The following is a 20,431-nucleotide window of genomic DNA, read 5'->3' as shown; positions in this document are numbered from 1 at the left end:
GCACCGCGAACCAACTTCAACGTTAATTTTCGCGCGAGCGCGGCGTGGATTCGGCACAATCGACGCGTGTAAGCGTTAACAGAGAGCGGGATAGCGGCAAGGAGGTTCCAGATGAGCAGGGATAACGGCGCTTTCGACATGCCGGGCGAAATGCGCGCCTTCGCCGAACGCAGCATGGAACAGGCGAGAACTGCGTTCGATAGTTTCGTGAATGCAGCCCAGCAGGCCGCCACTGTGGCGCAGACCCAGGCGATGAACGCGCAGAGCGGCGCGCGCGAAATCGGGACGCTCGCCATGCAGTTCACCGAACGGAACATCGCCACCTCGTTCGAATTCGCGCAAAAGCTGATGCGGGCTAAGGACGCGGCGGAAGTGGCGGCCATGCATTCGGACTTCGTGACCAATCAGGTGGCGACGTTGACCGAGCAGGCGCGCGAGCTGAGCCGGCACGCGGCCAAAATCGGCGGCTCCGGCGCGAGCCACTGACCGGCCAACAGGCTGTCGTTGAAAGAGAATTCCGCCCTGGCGCCTGCGCCAGCGGAGAGTTTTTGGAAAATTTGTGCAGCGCAATATTTTTATTGCAATGCAAAAAATTTGTGTTATAAGACATTTGAGCTAGCGGGGCCGGACTGTGTCCGACTCCGGAATGTCAGGCGCGAGCCGTTTAGCCGAGGGTGGCGGCTCGTTTTCCTCGCCGGATACCGCCCTCCTGACCCAAGGATGAGTGTCATGGCTGAAACCACCACAATGGCGACCCCGCCGAAAGCCAAGAAGCCGGTCGCATCTGCTGCCGCGCCCGCCTTCGAAACCCCGAAATTCGAACTGCCGAAGTTCGAGATTCCCAAATTCGAAATCCCGTCGATGGAGGTCCCGGCTGCCTTCCGCGAGTTCGCGGAGAAGGGCATTGCGCAGGCGAAGGAGAACTACGAGAAGGTCAAGAGCGCGGCCGAGCAGGCCACCGACGTTCTCGAAGACACCTACTCGACCGCTTCGAAGGGCTGCTGCGCTTACGGCCTCAAGGTGATCGAAGCCACCCGCGCCAACTCCAACGCCGCCTTCGATCTCATGACCGACCTGATGACGGCGAAGTCCTACGCCGAAGTGGTCGAGAAGAGTACGGCTTACATGCGTGCGCAGTTTGAGACCATGACGGCGCAGGCCAAGTCCCTCGGCGAGGAAGCGCAGAAGGTCGCGACCGAGAGCGCCGAGCCCATCAAGGAAAGCTTCTCGTCCTTCGGCAAGGCCGCCTGACCGGCTGCCGCCGCGAACGGACCCAGGACCCGGGCATCGCGCCCGGGTCTTCGTTTTTGGCCGCCGCAGCAGGAAAAATCGAAACTTGCCAAACGGGTGAGGGACACCTAGTTTCCGCCGGTCCGACCGTGAGGCGGGCCGATCCTGCAGGTGTAGCTCAGTTGGTTAGAGCGCTGGTCTGTGGAACCAGAGGTCGGTGGTTCGAGTCCACCCACCTGTACCATCCGCATCGGGACCGCCATGGACAAGCCCAGCCATCCCTTCCCGCTTCCTGACACGCTGCCGCGCGATATCGCCGCCGTTCACGCCTATTGGCGCGGGCTTCGTCGTGGCGGCAACGAGATGCCGTTCAGCGACGATCTCGATCCGGCGGCGCTGAGCAAGGAGGCCGGGCAAGTGCTGCTGCTCGACGTCTTCGACAAGCCGGAGCGCTTCCGCTTCACTCATCTCGCCGGCGGCCTGCTGCTGGCGCAGGAGACGGCGCTCAGCGGCACGTTCATCGACGAGGTCGATCTTAAGGCGCCGCTGGGGTTCCTGCGCGCGCAGGCGAGCGCCACGGTCGAGGCGCGCGCGCCGACCTGCTACGCGGGCGATGGCGGCATACGCCTGTTGCTGCCGCTGTGGGGTGACGGCCGCGTCAGCCTGCTGCTCGGCGCGGTGCAGGCGCGCTGACCGCTTCCGGCTTTCGCCGCCAGACGTCAAAAATGAAAAGCGCCGGCGATGCGATCGCCGGCGCCCCTCGAAGCGTTGGCTTGCTCAGCGGTAATAACGGCCGTTGTTGCCGACATAGCCGCGCGGCCGATAGACCGGCGCCTGCGACGGTCCGCCGCCGCCAAACAGGAAGTCGAAGAAGTTCGGGCCGCCGCCGCCGTAACGCGGGCCGTTGCCGCTGATGACCATGCCGGCCGGCACGCGCACCGGCTTCGACGAGGTGTCCGGCGGACGCTCGACCGGAATATCGGCGACGCGTCGCTCGGGCCCCTTCAGGATCTCCAGCATCTTGGCGTCGCGGCCGTAGACGTCGTCGCGGAATTGCAGATTGCCGTCCGCGTCGACGAAAGCGGTCTGATACGTTAGGTGCACCCACACCGGCTTCTTGAAATTGATATTGATCTCGCTCGAGCCGTACATCTTCTCGATGCGCGCTTCGTTGTAGTGCTCGTCCGGGTCGACGAGCGACAACAACTTCGTTGCATAGGTTTCCGGGTTCTGCACGCGCATGCAGCCGTGGCTGTAGGCGCGCTTGTCGCGCGCGAACAGGTACTTGTCCGGCGTGTCGTGCTGGTAGACGAGGAACTTGTTCGGGAAGTTGAAGCGGATGCGGCCGAGCGCGTTCGCCGCTCCCGGCGGCTGGAAGATGTGCAACGTGCCGTCCGGCTTCTCCTCGACCTTCAGGCCGATGCGGTCGAGCGCCTGCGGATCCTCCTGCAGCGCCGGTAGATATTCTTTCTCGATGATCGACGGCGGTACGTTCCAGGTCGGATTGACCGTGATGTACTTCATCTCGGCCGAGATCATCGGCGTCGCCTTGCCCGGTTTGCCGGCGACGATCTTGCTGTGCCAGTAGACACTGCCGTGGTTGTAAAGCGTAAGCGTGAAGTCCGGGACGTTGACGATCACGTGGACGTCGCCAAGATCGCGCGGGAACCAGCGCCAACGCTCCATGTTCACGACGATCGTGTCGATCTTGTTCTGCAGCGAGCGATGCTTGCTCACCGCGACCTTCTGACCGTTGAGCACGCGCACCGTATTCGGGCCGAGCATGCCGTCGGCGCCGATGTCGGCGCTGAGTTGGAACGCCTTCACTGCGTCCATGACCTTGTCGTCATAGCGCGGATCGTTCTTGTCGCCGGCAATGTCGAGCCGCTTGCGCAACGCGATGACGCGCTCGTCCTTCATGCCGGGGCGCAGGATCTTGCCCTCGGGGATGCGCACCTGTGGCGCGACCGGCTTTGCGTCAGGCTTCGGCTCGTCGCCCTTGCTGCTCCGCAGTTCGGCGAGCTTCGCGCGCAGCGCCTTGAATTCCGGCTGCGGCGGATTGAATGCGTCGAGCACCTTGCCGGCGTCGTCCGTGCCGGCGAGCTTTGCAAGCACTTCCGCCGGCTCCGGCGCGGCCGGATGGAAGGAGATGTCGTTGCCGACGCGCGTGAACGAGACGCGGCCGGTCTGCGCCTGGCGTGCGAAGGTCAGCGCCGTCTCGGTCAGCTTGATTTCTGCTTCGGCGAGCTGATCGGCGCTCATGTCCGACTTGAAGGCCGGCGTCGGGTAATCCGACGGCTCCAGGCCGACCTGATCGGCATGGGCGAGATAGTCGGCGGCGGACTTGGCGCGCGTATCGGCCGCGCCGTTCGCGACCCAGATCGGCGCGTAGTCGTGATGCTTGTAATAGCTCTCGATGCCCTCGCGGTCAGCCTTGCGGCCGACGATGCGATCGAACTGGCGGCTGGTGATCAGCTCGCGCAGGCGATCGGCAACCGCCTGTGCGGCAACCGCCGCCGGCTTCGCCGGTTCGGCGGCAGGCGCTGTCGCGCTCTGCGCGGGCGCGGCGGCATTCTGCGCCGGAGCAGGTGCGGCGGCATTCTGCGCCGGCTGCGGCTCGGCCTTCGTCGCGGGCGCCGGCGGCGCAGTCACCGCAGCGTTCTGTTTCCCTTCGGACTGAACGTCCTTCGCCGTCAGCGGCGGCGGAAGCGAGGTGTCCGGAATGGGGACGCCGGCGTCGACTTTCTGCTGGTCGGCGGCTTGCTGCGCCATGCCGGGATGGCTGGCGATCGCCAGCACGAACCCGAGCGCCGTGGAAGCCAGAAGCCGATTAAACCGGGCGCACTTCACCGCGTGTCTCCCAAGACTGAGGGGCCGTCATGGCCACCCTTTGTTGGCGTGTTAGTCGCAAATATACCCGACAAGGTTCGAAACGATGCGTTAGCTCGGAGAAATGAACCGAAGAATTGCCGACTGTGACTATTTTGCACGGCTAACCGACTGATTCGCAGGGGCAATGCGGCCGTTTCTGACGCTGCAACCTAGTCGACGCGCGGTGTTTCGGCTCCGGTCAGGCCCCGTGATTTTACGTTTCAACTTATGACATTTGCGTGATCGCCGGCTTCTCGACGGCGGCTGCCACAAACCCGCAACCGGCAGCCGTAGCGCGCGCCGCCTGCACCTGTCGGGCACCCAACACGCCAAAAAAAACCGGGCCCCAAATTCGGGGCCCGGTTGGTCAGTATACCGTCGTGGGGGACGGCAACATATTCCAGAGGGGAACAGCTCCTGCACCGGCGACTCTGGGAGGACATTCGTCCGGCGCAGCAGCGAGATCGGCAATATGCTGAACAGGTCGTGCGGGGGCAAGCGCATGGCCGCATGTCAGCCATGCAGCTTCAATTCACGCCGAAATCCGCGCAAGGCAATGCAGATGTCCGCGACGCGGACGCCGCCTTTTTCGCGTTCAGAAATGCCAACGCTGCGCGTTTGCGACGAGGAAATCGCGGAACACCTGGATGCGCGCCACCGATTTCAATTCTTCCGGATAGACGAAGAAGGCATCGAGCGCGAGCGTGTTGGCTTCACCGAACAACTGCACCAGACCGCCGTTCTCCTCGACCAGATAGTCGGGCAGCATCGCGATGCCCAGGCCCTTCTGACACGCACGCAAAACGCCGAGCACGTTGTTGACGGTGAGGTTGGGCGTCCGCGGCCCCTTGCCCTCGCGGCTCACCTCGAGCAGCCAGCGGCGATTCTGCATATGCGCCGGCACGATGCCGCCGCCGAGCAGGATGATACGGTGGGCGTCGAGTTCCTCGTGCGTCCGCGGCGTGCCGGAGCGCTTGAGATAATCAGGCGAGGCGTAGGCGTGGAAGTGGACGGAAAACAGTTTGCGCTGGATGAGGTCGGGTTGCGTCGGCTGACGCAGCCGGATCGCCACGTCCGCCTCGCGCATCGCGAGGTCGAGCTCCTCGTCGGTGGTGAGCAGCGTGATGTGGATCTCGGGGTAGAGATCGAGGAATTCGCCGAGTCGCGGTGTCAGCCAGTGCACGCCAATGCCGGGCGTAGTCGACACCTTCAATTCGCCGTTCGGCCGCTCGCGGCTGTCGGTGAGCTTGGTGCGCGCCGCCTCGAGCTTCATGAACACTTCGTGCGCCGTGCGATACAGCAGTTCGCCCTGTTCGGTGAGGATCAGGCCGCGTGCGTGGCGATGAAAAAGCGAAACAGAGAGCTCTGATTCGAGGGCGGAGACCTGGCGCGAGACGGCCGATTGCGACAGGCCCAAACGCTCGCCGGCATGTGTGAAGCTGCCGGCTTCTGCCGCCGCGTGGAAGACCTTCAGCTTGTCCCAATCCATCGATGTCTGATTTGTCGCCATGGTCACTCCGCCGCCGCACGTTCATGGTGATGGGCGGCGAGATGCTTCTCCGCTTCGAGCGCCGCCATGCAGCCCTGACCGGCGGCTGTCACCGCCTGGCGGTAGATGTCGTCGGTCACGTCGCCGGCGGCGAACACGCCGGGCACCGATGTTGCCGTCGAGTGGCCGCCGGTGACGATGTAGCCGGACGGCTTCATCTGCAATTGGCCGACGAAGAGCTCGGAGGAAGGTTGGTGGCCAATGGCGATGAAGACGCCGTCGACCGTCCGCTCGGTGATCGCGCCGGTCTTGATGTTCTTCAGCCGCACGCGCTCGACCTTGAGCGGACTCTCGCTGCCGGCGACGTCGTCGAGCACCGTGTCCCAGACGACCTCGATCTTCGGATGCTTGAACAGCCGGTCCTGCAGGATTCTCTCGGCGCGGAACGATTCTCGCCGGTGCACCACAGTGACCTTGGAGGCGAAATTGGTGAGGAACAGCGCTTCCTCGACGGCGGTGTTGCCGCCGCCGACCACGATGACTTCCTTGTTGCGGTAGAAGAAGCCGTCGCAGGTGGCGCAGGCCGAGACGCCGTAGCCCTTGAATTTCTGCTCCGACGGCAGATCGAGCCAGCGCGCCTGCGCGCCGGTGGCGATGATCAGCGCGTCGGCGAGATAGACGTCGCCGGAGTCGCACTCGAGACGGAACGGCCGCTGCTTGAGATCGACCGCCACGACCATGTCGGTGACGATCTCGGTGCCGACGTGCTCGGCCTGCTTCTGCATCTGCTCCATGAGCCATGGGCCCTGGATGACATCGGCGAAGCCGGGATAGTTCTCGACGTCGGTGGTGATGGTGAGCTGGCCGCCGGGCTGGATGCCCTGCAGCAGGATCGGCTGCAGCATTGCGCGGGCGGCATAGATCGCCGCCGTGTAGCCGGCCGGACCCGAGCCGATGATGACGACCTTGCGATGGACGGTCTTGGACATGAAAGGCGCCCCCTTGTCGGGCGGCGGGCAAGCATCGCCCGCAAACGGGCCGGTCTGGAGCGCCGGCTCTTGGAGGTGGTGTCTGGCGCGGGCGGCTGGGAGTTCTCCGGGCACCGCTCGCACCATTTATTGCTTTCGGTCGAGCCATGCAAGATACGCAACCCGACCGCCCACAACCCTCGGGCCGGTCCGCGCGATCTGCGGACAGCGCGCGCAATAATCTTTCGCGAAACTTTATTTCGCGGTATGACTGCTCGCCGGCCAATCCGAGGAGCCATACGTGCCCGCCCGTCTCGATGCCATCGACCGCAAGATCCTGAAGGAACTCCAGGACGACGGCCGAATCACCAATGTCGAGCTGGCTCGCCGGGTCGGCATCTCGGCACCGCCCTGCCTGCGCCGCATGCGCGCGCTCGAGGAGGCCGGCTTCATCAAGGGCTACCGGGGCCTGCTCGACGAGAAGATGCTCGGCTACGAGATCGCCGTCTTCGCCATGGTGCACCTGTCCAGCCAGGCGGAGACCGATCTGGCGGCCTTCGAAAGCTTCGTGCGCGGGCAGCCGCTGGTGCGCGAATGCTGGATGCTGTCCGGCGAAATCGACTTCGTCCTCAAATGCGTCGCGCCGGACCTCAAGACCTTCCAGACCTTCGTCGAGAAACTCACCGCCGCGCCAAATGTGCGCAACGTGAAGACCTCGCTGGTGCTGCGCCAGTCGAAGGACGCGGCCATGGTGCCGATGGAAGACTGAGCGTCGCCGATCGGCATCCCCGATGAAGAGTGGCGGCCGCTGAAGCGATTTCAGTGCGTGGCCCTGAAAACGAAAAGGCCGCCTCACGGCGGCCTTCCAACCCCCTGTTTGTCCGAATGATTTTCAGCGCCACTCGATCTTCTTGATTTCGTAGGCCTTGGCGCCGCCTGGCGCGTTCACTTCGACCGAGGCGCCTTTGGCCTTGCCGATCAGGGCGCGCGCGAGCGGCGAGGTGATGGAAATCTTGCCGGCCTTGGCGTTGGCCTCTGGCTCGCCGACGATCTGCCACACCTTCTTCTCTTCGGTGTCCTCGTCGACCAGCGTCACGGTGGCGCCGAACTTGATCGTGTCGCCGGACAGCTTGGAGACATCGATGATGTCGGCGCGCGCGAGCTTGTCCTCGAGCTCCGCGATGCGGCCCTCGTTGAGCGACTGCTGCTCCTTGGCGGCATGATACTCGGCGTTCTCCGACAGGTCGCCGTGCGAGCGCGCCTCGGTGATCTGCTGGATAATGCGGGGCCGCTCGACCTGCTGGCAATGCTTGAGCTCAGCCTCGAGCACGGCATAGCCTGCGGCGGTCATCGGTAGCTTTTCCATCGTCTCTTCTCCTCCTGGCGGCAACTTGATCGCGCGTCTTCCGCCGCCAAGCCCTTCCAGCTTTCAGTTCGATCCATTCGCAATTCGACTCCGGCCACGGGTTCCCCGCCACCGGAGTCTGAAATACGAGGGGCCGGTCAAATACGTTTCAACCGCGGCCCGGTTCCCGTCGCCGCGGTCCTTACCCCTAACCGGCCTCACGCACGCTGCCGTGTCCGGTCCGAAGCCTGTCCGAAAAGTCCGTTCAGGTCCGGCCCTGATTGTAGGTCTGCAGCGCACGCACCTCGAGGTCGCCCCCGAGATAGGCTTTGATACCTTGCGCTGCCGCAACGGCACCTGAAAGAGTGGTGTAGTACGGCACTTTATGCAAGAGGGCCGCGTGCCGCAAAGAGCGGCTGTCCGCCAGCGCTGTCGCCCCCTCGGTCGTGTTGAAGACGAGCTGGACGCCGCCGTTCTTGATGGCGTCGACGATATGCGGCCGGCCTTCCAGCACCTTGTTGATCTTGGCGGCGGGGACGCCCTGCTCGGCGAGGTAACGCTGCGTTCCCGACGTGGCGATGATCTTGAAGCCGAGCGAGGCGAGCAGCTTCACCGACGGCAGGATGCGGACCTTGTCGTCGTCGCGCACGGAGACGAAGACGGTGCCGCTGCGCGGCAGATTGGTGCCGCTGCCGAACTGGCTCTTGGCGAAAGCGATCTCGAACGACTTGTCGAGACCCATGACCTCGCCGGTCGACTTCATCTCCGGGCCGAGCACGGTGTCGACGCCAGGGAAGCGTGCAAACGGGAACACCGCTTCTTTCACCGCGCGATGCTGGTAGGGCCGCTGTTTGAGATCGAAGCTCTTCAGACTTTCGCCGGCCATGACGCGTGACGCGATCTTGGCGATCGGCAGGCCGATCACCTTGGCGACGAAGGGCACGGTGCGCGAGGCGCGCGGATTGACTTCGAGCACGTAGATCTCGCCGTTCTTGATGGCGTACTGGACGTTCATCAGGCCGCCGACATTGAGCGCGAGCGCCAGTTCGCGCGTCTGCCGCGAAAGCTCGGCGATCGTCTTCTCGTCGAGGGAGTACGGCGGCAGCGCGCAGGCCGAGTCGCCCGAATGGATGCCGGCCTCCTCGATGTGCTCCATGATGCCGGCGATGAAGGTGTCCTTGCCGTCAGCGAGGCAATCGACGTCGACTTCGGTGGCGTCCGACAAATAGCGATCGATGAGCAGCGGGCTGCGATCGGAGATGACGAGTTCGCTCGGCCGGTTCAGATCGCCCGTCAGCCGCGCCACGTAGCGGTCGAATTGCGCGGCGTCGCGCACGATCTCCATGGCACGCCCGCCAAGCACGTTCGAGGGCCGCACGACCACCGGATAGCCGATCCTGTCGGCAATCGCGCGCGCGGCGCCGAGCGAGGTGGCGATGCCGTTCTGCGGCTGCCGCAGCTTGAGCTTGTCGAGCAGCCTCTTGAAGCGATCGCGGTCCTCGGCGAGGTCGATGGCGTCGGGCGACGTGCCGAGGATCGGCATCTTCGCCTTTTCCAGCGCCTCGGCGAGCTTGAGCGGCGTCTGGCCGCCGAACTGTACGATGACGCCGTGCAGCGTGCCTCTGGAGCGCTCGGTGTCGACGATCTCGAGCACGTCCTCCGGCGTCAGTGGCTCGAAGTAGAGCCGGTCGGACGTGTCGTAGTCGGTCGACACCGTTTCCGGATTGCAGTTGACCATCACCGTCTCGAAGCCGACTTCCTTGAGCGCGAAGCAGGCGTGGCAGCAGCAATAGTCGAACTCGATGCCCTGGCCGATGCGGTTCGGCCCGCCGCCGAGGATGATGACCTTCTTGCGGTCGGAGGGCCTGGCCTCGTTGACCGGGCTGCCTGCGAATGGCGCCTCGTAGGTCGAATACATGTAGGCGGTGGGCGAGGCGAACTCGGCCGCGCAGGTGTCGATGCGCTTGAACACCGGCCGTACGTCGAGCGCGCGGCGCTTCGCCGTCACGCCGTCGGCGTCGCTGCCGGTCAGCTTGCCGAGGCGCTTATCGGAGAAGCCCATCGCCTTGAGCCGGCGGAACGGACCGGCGGTGGTCGGCAGGCCCTTCGCCTTGATCTCGGCTTCCGACTCGACGATGCCGCGGATCTCCGCGAGGAACCACGGATCGATGCGGCAGGCATTGTGGATCAGTTCATCCGTTGCGCCGAGCCGCATGGCCTGCGCGACCTTGAGCAGGCGCTCCGGCGTCGGCGTGCCGAGCGCGGCCCGGATGGCGTTCTTGTTGTCGGCATCCTCGATGCCCTTGGTGGCGTCGAAGCCCTCGATGGCGATCTCGTCGAGACCGGTGAGGCCGGTCTCCAGCGAGCGCAGCGCCTTCTGCAGGCTCTCCTGGAAGGTGCGGCCGATGGCCATCGCCTCGCCGACCGACTTCATCGACGTGGTCAGCACGTTCGAGGCGCCGGGGAATTTCTCGAAGGCGAAGCGCGGGATCTTGGTGACGACGTAGTCGATGGTCGGCTCGAACGAAGCCGGCGTCGCGCCGCCGGTGATGTCGTTGGCGATCTCGTCGAGCGTGTAGCCGACGGCGAGCTTGGCCGCGACCTTGGCGATCGGGAAGCCGGTCGCCTTCGACGCGAGGGCAGACGAGCGCGACACGCGCGGGTTCATCTCGATGACGACGAGGCGGCCATCTTCCGGATTGACGGCGAACTGCACGTTCGAGCCGCCGGTCTCGACGCCGATCTCGCGCAGCACCGCGATCGAGGCGTCGCGCATGATCTGGTATTCTTTGTCGGTCAGCGTCAGCGCCGGCGCGATGGTGATCGAATCGCCGGTGTGCACGCCCATCGGGTCGACGTTCTCGATGGAGCAGATGATAATGCAGTTGTCGTTCTTGTCGCGAACGACCTCCATCTCGAATTCCTTCCAGCCGAGCACTGACTCTTCGATCAGCACCTCGTTGGTCGGAGAGGCGTCGATGCCGCCCTCGACGATGTCGATGAACTCGGCGCGGTTGTAGGCGATGCCGCCGCCGGTGCCGCCGAGCGTGAAGGAGGGGCGGATGATCGCCGGCAGGCCGATGTCCTCGAGCGCCTCGAGCGCCTGCGCCAGCGTCTTGATGTGGTGCGAGCGCGGCGTCGGCAGGCCGATCTTGGTCATCGCCTCGCGGAACAGCTCGCGGTCCTCAGCCTTGTCGATGGCGTCGGCGGTGGCACCGATCATCTTGACGCCGAACTTCTCCAGCGTGCCCATCTTGCGCAGGCTCAGCGCGCAGTTGAGCGCCGTCTGCCCGCCCATGGTCGGCAGCAGCGCGTCGGGCCGTTCCTTTTCGATGATCTTGGCGACGATCTCCGGCGTGATCGGCTCGATGTAGGTGGCGTCGGCAAGGTCCGGGTCGGTCATGATGGTCGCCGGATTGGAGTTGACCAGGATGACCCGGTAACCCTCCTCCTTGAGCGCCTTGCATGCCTGCGTGCCGGAGTAGTCGAACTCGCACGCCTGGCCGATAACGATCGGCCCGGCGCCGATGATCATGATCGATTTGATGTCGGTTCTTTTCGGCATCCGTCCTGCAACTTTTCCGACCGCGGCGGCCGGAGCGGGCGCTCCGGCAGAAGCGGGCACACAAAAAAAGGGCGCGCTTTCACGCGCGTCCTTGGCCCCGGGCGGGGGTCGGCCCCGCGCGAGGGGCTGCTTAGACCATAATCGCCGGGCAGGGAAGGGCGAAGGCCCGGCTCGCCACAGCTATTGGGCCGATTGCCGCGGCGGTATTTGACGCTGCCGCCCCGAATGCCCAGACTTGCCGCTCGTGCCACGGAGAGCGGCAGAGAAATGAGCAAGCGCCCGCCGGCTTTCAAGACCTCGCCGAGCAATCCGGCGATCGGCGAAATCCAGACCCTGCCGTCGCGCAAGGCCGATATGCCCTATGCCCCGGCGATCAGGGTCACGGCGCCGGGCGACCTCCTGTTCATTTCCGGCGCGACGCCGTCGCCGCTCTACCATCGGCACCCGCACGACCTGTCCGAACACAATCACCCCGTCGGCATCGCGGCGCAGACCCGGCTGGCGATGGAGAACATCGAGGGCATCCTCGCGCACGAGGGCCTCACCTGGACCGATGTGGTGAAGGTGACAAAATACCTTACCGACATGCGCGACATGGACGGCATGGTCGCAGCGATGGCCGACTATTTCGGCGACTGGACCCCGGCCAGCACCACTGTATGCGTCAACCAGTTGTCGACGCCGGGTGCGCGGGTTGAACTCGAGATGGTGGCGGTCTATCCGTCGAAGTGACCGACCGGCGCCGGTCATCACATGCACGTATTACAATCTGAGGTAGTGGCTATGCGCTTGCCTGCGGCTAAAATGGGTCAACTGCGATAGCAATCGCGCGAGCGCGTGATAGTGTTTGGCAGCCGACATTGTTCGCAATGTCAAAGCCAGTCGGGGGGCGGCGCACATGCGAAGCGAGGACGACGTCATCAGACGGAAATCGGTCGATGCAAGCTCGGCGGAAATCGGCGAGCTCATCCAGAACCTCATGTCGACTCGGGTGCCGGCGAGCCGGATTCTCGAATTGCTGTACTGGAGCCAGGAGCCCGGCGCGCTGGAAATGCTGCGCAGCTTTCTCGCGTTGCCGGCTGAGGACAGTTCTCGTCTTCTGTCGTTTCTTGCCTCCGCCGACCCATCGTCCGTCTCCGTGCGGATCGATGACACCGGCCAACTCGTGATGGCGGCAGAGCGCCGCGCGGCGCGCACCGGCCGGAAACAGCAGGCGAGATCGCGCAGCCGCGGCTGAGCGCGAAATTCCCGATTACGACCTCGGCAGGCCGGCGCTGTCGAAGCGCGAGAGCTCCGGCGGCCAGCTATCGAGCCATGCCGTGAGCGGCAGGACAGGCGCCACCATTCCGCTGTCGACCAGGCTTGGGTCGATCACGTAATACGTACCACCGCGCTCCTCCAGCACGGCGGCATTGCGCGGGTTCGGATCGACCGGCGAGCCTGCGAAGGCCAACGGCGCCACGTGATGGAAGCGGAACAGGCCGTCACGCTCCATCATCGTCATGTAGGTCCAGGTGTTCACCGCCTCGTCGATGCAGTCGAGCTGCGTCGGGTCGCCGAGATTGGGCAGGATCATCATGTCCTTGTGAGTCCATTGATGCGCGGACGTGCCGGTCTGCGCGCCGACCAGCCGCTGCATCAGCGCGACCGCGGCGGCGATATGGCGGCGCTCGGTGGCGGCGTCCTTTGCCGGCGGCGTGAATATCGCATGCACGCGCCGCCAATCCGCGGGGCGCAGCACGACGCGCGAGGGGACAGCGCAGGAAAACCCGTGACATTCGCGGAATTGCGCCGGGTGCGGGTCGGCCTCGGCATATTGGTCGAGGTAATGCGCGCTCAGGTGATCGCGGTGCTCCGCGCAGGCGGCAAGCACCACCATCAAAGCCAGCCCGGTGAAGATGCGAAGCATCGGCCGCGCCCACTCCAGTACAGACGCAGCATATCACACCGTGTGCGATGTTTGGAGGCCACCCGCTAACGCAGGTCGATGCGCGCCGTCTCGGTTTCGATAAGGCCGCGGATCATGATGTTGAAGGCGACCACGATCCGGTCTTCCGATTCATCGGCCGCGCCCTGTTCCACCGCATGCGGAATGTGGGCCGGCCAAAGCAACATGCGGCCTTTCTCCGGCGGCATGACAAAGGTGTCGGAATTGAGTTCGTTCTTTTCCAGATAGGCCGGCTCGAACCCTTTGGCGAACTGGCGCGGCGAGATGAACGCCGTCGGTCCACACCGCTGCGGCGTCTTGATGTAGACGAGACCGCTCAACAGGCAGTTCGGATGGATATGCAATCCGTGGCGACGATTGGGGTTGGCGATGTTCGCCCACATGTTGGTGATGTAATGCGAGTCGCGCTTGATCCTGTAGGCGTCCAGGATGTTGCCGGACTCGACCATGATCACGTCGACCAGCGGCTTCATCTCCGGGACGTTCTGCAGGTCGTCCGGCGTCATGTAGGCGAAGACCAGGCCCTCCGGCGTCGACCGCCCCTTTCCGGCTTTCTGCAACTCGCGCAGCTTCTTCTCGATCCGGTCGCAGAGGCCGATGTCCGGCAGCTTTCCCGTGAACATCGGCGACGGGAAGAGCATGAACATCTGCTTGGCCGTCAGCTGGGCTCCGCTGGTCGGGCGCGGAATGTCGAGCATGGCGGCTGAAGTCCCGTGAGGCTGATGATCCGAGCCGCGGACGGTGGATCATGCCGGCACTTCGACCAATCCCCAGAACTGGGTATAGAAGTTGCCGTCCTGTCTCCCCAAAACTGGTGACGCCGCACAGTCGATGTCCACCGCCCGGTGCGCGTCGGAAAGAAGTTCGCGCTCGCAATGACGATCCGAAAAAACATCCGCTCGATCTTCGCTCGTTTTTCGCGGGCCTCTATCGCGCCGATCTGCGCGGCATTCTCCGGTCTGGTGCTCGTGCTGTGCGTTCTCGAGGGGTTGCATTTCAAGAGCAAGGTCGATGCGGAATACTACCGCCAGACCGAGAACATCGCCCAGATCCTGCTGGTCGACTTCGACAACGACGCCGCGACCGCCAATGCCATTCTCGAGCGGGTTGCGGCGGAACTACCGGAAGGCTCCGTTTCGCAGCCAGACCGGCAGGCGCTGCACCGGCTGCTGCAGCGCTACGTGCTGCATCCCTCGATGATCGGTCCGGCCATTCTCGACCGCGACGGCCGGCTCATCGCCAGCGCGACCGCGTATCCGGCGCCCGATCTATCCTTGAAGGACCGCAATACCTTTCGTGTTCACGCCGACGGCACCGCGTCCGGCCTTTATGTCAGCGCGCCGCTGCAGGGCGTTCTCGCCAGGGAGCCTGAAATCCAGTTCTCGCGCGCCTTGCGCGACAAGTCCGGCGCCTTCTCCGGCGTGGTGCTGCTGTCCTATCGGCTGAGCTATTTCGTCAGACTCTACGAGAAGCTCAAGGTCAGCGACCGTGGATTGGCGGCCCTGACCGGCAGGGATGGCGTCGTGCGGGTGCGCACCCTCAATGGCGCGATCGGATACGGTGCGGAGGTGTCGCGCATGCCGCTCGTCTACAACCGGATTCTCGCCGGCGAAAAAAGCGGCACCTTTGACAGCCGCAGCGGTATCGACGAGGTGACACGAGTCGGCAGCTTCGTGGTCTCGCCCACGACGCCGTTCTATGTGGCGGTCGGATACGGCGCCGATTATCTGCGCGGTCAGTATATCGGCTACTTCTACATTCTCGGTCTCTGCTGGCTCGTGCTGACGGCAGCAATGGCAGCCGCGGCCGCTTTCATTCATCGCCTTGGCAAGCTCGGCCAACAGGCGCAGCTAGACATCGTGAATTCCGCGCTCGCCGAGCGCCGCAAGATCTCCGCCGATATGCACGACAGCATCGGCGCCAGCCTCGCGAGCCTGCTCGCCTATTTCACGGTCGAGAACGTCAACCTGTCCGAGGTCAAACGGCGCATCGGGGAGATGCTGATCGAATTGCGGCTGCTGGTCGACAGCATCGAAACCGATGGCAGCGATATCAACATGCTGCTGGGCAACGTCCGCCACCGGATGGCGAGCGGCCTTGAACTGGCCGGCATCGATCTGCACTGGGACGTCGACGACCTGCCGCAGATCGATGGACTGGCGGAGCGCGACGCGCTGGCGATCAAGCTGATACTTATGGAAGCGTTGAGCAACGTCCTGCATCACGCAAATGCCGCGAACGTAACGCTCACGGCGCGCCGCGAGCCGGGATCGACGATCGCCATCGTCGTTGCGGACGACGGAGGCGGGTTCGATCCCGCCGCCGCCGGCTCGGGACGCGGCCTGTCGAACATGCGCAAGCGGATCGCGAGCGTTTCGACCGGCGGGTCGCTGTCGATCGACAGTGCCGCGGGCCGCGGGACGACCGTCCGGCTGGCGTTGAATGTGCCGCCTAACCGATGAGGCTGCGGCGCCGCGCCTCGTAGACCGCTTCGGTCTTGGAGTGGACCTCGAGCTTGCGATAGATGCTCTTGAGGTGAGTGTGCACGGTCGTGGCGCTGATGCCGCAGATCTTCGACGTCTCGCTGTAGGAGAAGCCCTTCGCGATCATTTCCAGCACCTGCTGTTCGCGTGCGGTCAATACGGCCTCGGCATCGGCGCTGCGGCGCTTTTGCGGCTCGGCGCGCAGCCGGTTGAGAAGCTTGCGTGCGATCATCGGCGACAGCGGCGAGCCGCCGTCCTGCAGCGACCGGATATCGCGTTTCAGCTCCTCGCGCGAAGTGCCCTTCAGGAGGTAGCCGTCGGCGCCGCTTTCCAGCGCGGCCGTGACGGTCTTCTCGTCGCCGAAGGTGGTGACCACCAGCACGTTGCATGCCGGGCAACGTGCCTTGAGTGCGCGGATGACCTCGATCCCGGACATGTCCGGTAGTCCGATGTCGACCAGCGCGATGTCGGCGGCGAGGCCGGGAATGGCCGCGACGGCCGGCGCTCCCTCGGCGAATTCGGCGACCACGTGGTAGTCCGGATCCTCCTGCAGCAGCGAAACGATCATTTTTCGCAGCTCAGGCTCGTCTTCGACGATGGCCGTGCGGATGGGCATGCTCGGTTCGGGCTACTTGACCAGCGCCATCAGCCTAGCACGCCATTGCCCTGCGAGCATGCGGGCGGGCGCGGGACGCCTATGCGGCGATTGGATTGGAGGCCCGGCCTGGACTTCCAACCTCCAGTAACATCAATGGCTTAGAGAATTGTGGGACTGGACCAGCTCCCATTGCTTCTCAAGGCGTTTTTCGGCTCGTGTCCCACCGATCTGCTGGTTTGGGGCTGTCTCAGGCCCAGCTCGAGAAGCACGACTCTGCGCCGCGAGTTGAAAGGCCGCGTGAAAAATCGCACCCGAAAATGGGAAGGCGCCCTTTCGGCCGTCAGTTGATTAGAGTTGACCGACCGCACCGGCATGAATTGACTTATTGAGGAATCGAGAAGCCCTCAGCCGAGGCGACAGCCGATCCCATCTCCGAGTTTCTAAGGCGGACGTCTCAACTCGCAAGCAGCTCCGTGTTCGTCGGGACAGGGAAGGTAATCACCGATCAGACGCAGACGTTGCCGGGTTGGCCCAGTGCTCAGATCTCATGCGGCATCTTTGACAATGTTCCCTCTCACTTGAACTGCAGAGTAAATAACTCTAAAATCGACCCTAAATGTCCAGTCCCAAAGAAAACGGATGGGTCTGTTGCGTCTTGTTTGCGAACTACTGCTCGCGACGCTAGTTGCGACCGCTCCGGCGCTAACCTCTGCGCACGCGCAGACCTACTCGTGCGACCTGTCTGCGACATCCGATTTTATCAACTGTAGCCGAGCCAGCAGCAACCAGATGGTTGTCCGTTACAGCACTCCAGAACTGGTCGGCTTGGCAAGCGTCCCAGCTTTGGACGAAAGCGGGAGCCGAGAGGGCTTGGAGAGATATCGTATTTCGATAGAACATTATCGCTCAGTCCGAGCAGAAGGGGCTCGCAAAGCGATTGAGCGCTTCCGGCGCTATACGGAAGAACTGCAATTGTCCGGCAGAATTGATGCGGATCTATATTCCGTCATGCTTCAATTATATCACAAGCTAATAAATCAAAATTATCCTGAAGCCGTGAACAGCTACAAAGAGGCGGTGACCGCCTATCAAGCTTCCTTCCCGACCACTAAAGACTAGCGGCGAAATTTCGAAGCAATGCTGTCCAGAGTCGCGAATACGGGCTCGATGGAATATCCCGCTATAAAAGCCAATGCTGCCGAAGATAACCCGGCGCTTGTGACTATTCCGCCAAATCCAATTACGATCCCAGCAAGGCCTCCCAAGAGCAAGCGGACGCGATGCCTGATTGGAGAAGTCGTCGAGAATGTAGCATCTTTGATCTGATCCGAAATCAATCTGACCACGTATGCGCAAGCGCCCATGAGGCCAAGCACAATAGGCAGCACAGAAGAACTGATGATCTCGATTGCGAGGCCTTCGTGGAGCAGGTAAGAATTTACCTTTCGTCGGACATCCTTATAGTTAGCTAGCGACGCCCGGATCTCATACGCTGTCGCTGCGGGCTCATACGTACCGGGCGCGTAGGGGTAGGTGCCGAACCCAAGCGTGCTCAATGCCGATATCACATGACGCTCCTGCAGCATCTGCTCTTCAAGGTAACTTAATTCCTGAAATTGCTGCTGCAAAAGGGATACCGTCGCGAGATTGCCGGGCCTCACATCCCTCAGATCGAAAATGCCATCCTTATCTAAAGAGTCGACATTGGTCGTCATCTGCACGACTAGTTTGTCAGCGAGATCGATCTGAGTTTTGATCTGCTTCGCGAAGTCGCCGACCTTCGACTGCAAGAAGGCGAAGACAACTGCTAACAGCAGGAGCACGACGAGAAGAATCAAATAATGGTCCGCCGTGCGTTTTGAAAGAGATATCGGATGTGGTTTCCAGGGACGTAGCCAAGACGGCGGGGGTACTTCCTTCAAATTTGTCGAAAGAGAATCCATTGTTACCGGTTTTACCAGCGTGCAAAGCGAGTTAAACGCGATCCAGAATTTAACCGCGACTGCTTGGGTCCATGCATTATTTTGACGCGCGTCCCAGGCCGCGCAGATGGGCCCCACTATATCTTCACTTAGTTGGCTGTTCTCTGCCGCAAACCGGAGCAGGCCACCCGCTCGATTTAAAGCTTCAGCTTCACTTTGTTCTGGCTGATTTGGCATTGGAGACCGTCTTGTTGAAGGCAACAGTTCTGTCAGGGCGCGTGCGTTCCTCTCGGGCTCAGGACGTTTAGGCCGGAAGCGCAAGCAAGGCGGTAAGCCCGCCGAGAAGCGAACTGACTTTGGACAGCACGTCGCCAATGTTCTTAATGGCTTGTGCTGCAGATTGGATATCGTCGAACGCGGCTTTCAGATCCCTATTGTTTCGGTCGATCTTTTCGATCAGCGATTTTAGCGCCTGGCTGTTTTCTAACGCGGATACTGTGACGAGTTGAATGTGGCGATCCGTATCCAGAACCTCGGCATGAGCTGTTTTAAGCGTATCCAACTCATTCTGCTCGTCTGGCGTATAGCCGCGATCCCGCGCAACATCCACGATCTGATCAATCCGATCCTGAACATCGCTGATCTTGCTTTCAAGGGCATCGTGCGCCTCGTCGCGCGACCTGATGATTGCGTCGATATCGCCCCTAAGTGCCATGACCTTCAGGTCCCTACGTTTTTGTGGATTTACGGGCCTTATCCAGCGCGGCCGAAATGGCTTCGATCTTCACAGCATCATCGGAGATTTGCTGTAGGGCGACCCAAAGCTCATCCAACGATGGCTGCGGATCGTTGAGAGCCCTCGTCAATGCAGAATGCGCCTTCCTCAAATCCGCGAAAACCTTTTTCGGATCCGTTGCAAGAGCGGCGTCGAGAGCTGCGGCTGCCGACTGTAAGGCCTCAACCTGCTTGGCCGTAACCTTCGGCCCAACTACTACCGTGTTGGCATCTTCGAACGATTTGAAAAGGCCATCCTTGCTAATATTTAGGCCACTCACCGCATACTCGGCGCATATCCGCGTAGCAACGGGGAAGATTTCATCCATTCGACCCGTTGCTTCGCGAAGCGCAGCTAGCTTCAACTGTTCTAGTGCCAGCCCGAGACCGAGCGTTACTGCGTCAGCGATCGGAGACGCGTAGGCTGTGACCGTTGGTTCGAGCTTGCCAGCGTGTGGGCTTCGCTGCGATTCTAGCCCATCGATCGCCTTGGCTAGCCCGACCGTTTGTGCTCTCGTGGCGTTAATCGCGGAAGCTAAATCGGATTGAGTTTCTGCGTTCCCGATAGCTGTGAGGTTCGTAGAGTATGTGACGAGGCCGGCCACCAGCATTTTGAGCTTAGGGGTGGTCGGTGTCGGCGCAAGTGGCGTGGTGACGCTTCCAATGCGCACCATAGGCCGGCACCCCTTAGAATTGATCCTGCAATCGCCGTGCGGGATTTCGATCCTCGACGGCTTCGCGATCACTTCGTCTATCTTCTCGTCCTGCGCGGCGGCATCAATCGTTTTCGAGTAGGCGTCCACGCTCGTCGAGGCGGCCTTCGTCGCATCGGCGAAACCTGCGATTGGTTGTTTGAAACTGGCCGCAGTGCAGGCCGCAAGCAACATCGCGAAAAACGAAGTCGCCACTATACGCCAGATCGCTTGCATCGCACATCCTCACGCACGAGCGCTACAGCGCGAGTTCAGAAACATGAGAGCGGCAATAAAAATGCTTCCCAGACGCAAGTATCGCGTCTGAAACACTTCGAGATTCGGCTGCGGGTCGCGGCCGCAAACTGCCGTCTTTGTTATTGTCTTGGGTAGTCTCCCCCTGCGTGATGCCTCATGCATTTGGGTTGCATCTTGCTCCATATACATTACACTCATTTAGTGTGGTGTCTAGCGGATGTTATTAATTGGCGGACGAAATTGCATACACGCGGTCGGCGTTGCTGCGGTTCATGCGTCCACTGAGTT

General features: G+C 62.5%; 19 protein-coding genes and 1 tRNA gene. 9 read left to right on the top strand and 11 right to left on the bottom strand.

The genetic code is table 11. From position 1 onward, the window contains the following. The first annotated feature begins 138 nt into the window (after window positions 1-138). From VGV41_RS12590 to VGV41_RS12575, 4 genes are all read left to right on the top strand, one after another. Window positions 139-486, top strand: coding sequence for a phasin family protein (locus tag VGV41_RS12590; RefSeq protein ID WP_326864182.1), 348 nt, complete (start codon window positions 139-141; stop codon window positions 484-486). 243 nt (window positions 487-729) lie between these two features. Continuing rightward, window positions 730-1,251 (top strand): phasin, encoded by a 522-nt coding sequence (locus tag VGV41_RS12585; RefSeq protein WP_326864181.1) that lies wholly within the window; start codon window positions 730-732, stop codon window positions 1,249-1,251. Window positions 1,252-1,397: 146 nt separating this feature from the next. Beyond that, window positions 1,398-1,474, top strand: a tRNA-His gene (locus tag VGV41_RS12580). 17 nt (window positions 1,475-1,491) lie between these two features. Continuing rightward, on the top strand, window positions 1,492-1,923 hold the full coding sequence (locus VGV41_RS12575) for a hypothetical protein (protein ID WP_326864180.1): 432 nt from the start codon (window positions 1,492-1,494) through the stop codon (window positions 1,921-1,923). A gap of 84 nt (window positions 1,924-2,007) precedes the next feature. Here the strand turns inward: VGV41_RS12575 and VGV41_RS12570 are convergent, their stop codons facing one another. The 3 genes from VGV41_RS12570 to trxB form a co-directional block, all read right to left on the bottom strand. Beyond that, on the bottom strand, window positions 2,008-4,080 hold the full coding sequence (locus VGV41_RS12570; RefSeq protein WP_326864179.1) for a L,D-transpeptidase family protein: 2,073 nt from the start codon (window positions 4,078-4,080) through the stop codon (window positions 2,008-2,010). Window positions 4,081-4,696: 616 nt separating this feature from the next. Beyond that, window positions 4,697-5,590 (bottom strand): LysR family transcriptional regulator, encoded by an 894-nt coding sequence (locus VGV41_RS12565; protein WP_326864234.1) that lies wholly within the window; start codon window positions 5,588-5,590, stop codon window positions 4,697-4,699. A 23-nt stretch (window positions 5,591-5,613) separates the two neighbouring features. Beyond that, window positions 5,614-6,579, bottom strand: a complete 966-nt coding sequence (gene trxB / locus VGV41_RS12560) for a thioredoxin-disulfide reductase (RefSeq protein WP_326864178.1) — start codon at window positions 6,577-6,579, stop codon at window positions 5,614-5,616. A 280-nt stretch (window positions 6,580-6,859) separates the two neighbouring features. Between trxB and VGV41_RS12555 the strand changes: the two genes are divergently transcribed. After that, complete coding sequence (locus tag VGV41_RS12555) at window positions 6,860-7,327, top strand: Lrp/AsnC family transcriptional regulator (RefSeq protein WP_326864177.1); 468 nt, start codon at window positions 6,860-6,862, stop codon at window positions 7,325-7,327. Between the two features lie 123 nt (window positions 7,328-7,450). Here VGV41_RS12555 and greA read toward each other — a convergent pair whose 3' ends face one another. Next, window positions 7,451-7,924 (bottom strand): transcription elongation factor GreA, encoded by a 474-nt coding sequence (gene greA / locus VGV41_RS12550; protein WP_326864176.1) that lies wholly within the window; start codon window positions 7,922-7,924, stop codon window positions 7,451-7,453. 244 nt (window positions 7,925-8,168) lie between these two features. Next, complete coding sequence (gene carB / locus VGV41_RS12545; RefSeq protein ID WP_326864175.1) at window positions 8,169-11,468, bottom strand: carbamoyl-phosphate synthase large subunit; 3,300 nt, start codon at window positions 11,466-11,468, stop codon at window positions 8,169-8,171. Window positions 11,469-11,735: 267 nt separating this feature from the next. Between carB and VGV41_RS12540 the strand changes: the two genes are divergently transcribed. Then, window positions 11,736-12,200, top strand: coding sequence for a RidA family protein (locus tag VGV41_RS12540; protein WP_326864174.1), 465 nt, complete (start codon window positions 11,736-11,738; stop codon window positions 12,198-12,200). A 166-nt stretch (window positions 12,201-12,366) separates the two neighbouring features. After that, entirely contained in the window at window positions 12,367-12,705 is a 339-nt protein-coding gene (locus VGV41_RS12535) for a hypothetical protein (protein ID WP_326864173.1), read from the top strand. A 15-nt stretch (window positions 12,706-12,720) separates the two neighbouring features. On the opposite strand, the gene VGV41_RS12530 is transcribed toward VGV41_RS12535, so the two are convergent. Both VGV41_RS12530 and VGV41_RS12525 read right to left on the bottom strand, forming a co-directional pair. Beyond that, window positions 12,721-13,377, bottom strand: coding sequence for a hypothetical protein (locus VGV41_RS12530; RefSeq protein ID WP_326864172.1), 657 nt, complete (start codon window positions 13,375-13,377; stop codon window positions 12,721-12,723). A gap of 65 nt (window positions 13,378-13,442) precedes the next feature. Continuing rightward, on the bottom strand, window positions 13,443-14,114 hold the full coding sequence (locus tag VGV41_RS12525) for a TIGR02466 family protein (RefSeq protein ID WP_326864171.1): 672 nt from the start codon (window positions 14,112-14,114) through the stop codon (window positions 13,443-13,445). Window positions 14,115-14,291: 177 nt separating this feature from the next. On the opposite strand from VGV41_RS12525, the gene VGV41_RS12520 reads away from it, so the two are divergent. Next, the gene (locus VGV41_RS12520) at window positions 14,292-15,878 is read left to right on the top strand and encodes an ATP-binding protein (protein ID WP_326864170.1); all 1,587 of its coding nucleotides are present in this window, start codon (window positions 14,292-14,294) and stop codon (window positions 15,876-15,878) included. Here the strand turns inward: VGV41_RS12520 and VGV41_RS12515 are convergent. After that, window positions 15,868-16,515 carry a response regulator transcription factor gene (locus VGV41_RS12515; RefSeq protein ID WP_326864169.1) on the bottom strand — a complete coding sequence of 216 codons (648 nt, stop codon included), beginning with the start codon at window positions 16,513-16,515 and terminating at the stop codon, window positions 15,868-15,870. The two genes, VGV41_RS12520 and VGV41_RS12515, sit on opposite strands and share 11 nt — an antisense overlap. 771 nt (window positions 16,516-17,286) lie before the next feature. Here VGV41_RS12515 and VGV41_RS12510 point away from each other — a divergent pair. Further along, entirely contained in the window at window positions 17,287-17,616 is a 330-nt protein-coding gene (locus VGV41_RS12510) for a hypothetical protein (RefSeq protein ID WP_326864168.1), read from the top strand. On the opposite strand, the gene VGV41_RS12505 is transcribed toward VGV41_RS12510, so the two are convergent. From VGV41_RS12505 to VGV41_RS12495, 3 genes are all read right to left on the bottom strand, one after another. After that, entirely contained in the window at window positions 17,613-18,656 is a 1,044-nt protein-coding gene (locus VGV41_RS12505; protein ID WP_326864167.1) for a hypothetical protein, read from the bottom strand. The two genes, VGV41_RS12510 and VGV41_RS12505, sit on opposite strands and share 4 nt — an antisense overlap. Window positions 18,657-18,723: 67 nt before the next feature. Beyond that, entirely contained in the window at window positions 18,724-19,134 is a 411-nt protein-coding gene (locus VGV41_RS12500; protein WP_326864166.1) for a hypothetical protein, read from the bottom strand. Between the two features lie 13 nt (window positions 19,135-19,147). Further along, the gene (locus VGV41_RS12495) at window positions 19,148-20,122 is read right to left on the bottom strand and encodes a hypothetical protein (protein WP_326864165.1); all 975 of its coding nucleotides are present in this window, start codon (window positions 20,120-20,122) and stop codon (window positions 19,148-19,150) included. Between the last annotated feature and the right edge of the window lie 309 nt (window positions 20,123-20,431).

Source organism: Pseudolabrys sp. (assembly GCF_035943735.1).
Classification (GTDB): domain Bacteria; phylum Pseudomonadota; class Alphaproteobacteria; order Rhizobiales; family Xanthobacteraceae; genus Pseudolabrys.
Note: the sequence above shows the minus strand (reverse complement) of the source record. Positions and strands in the feature narration are given on the sequence as shown.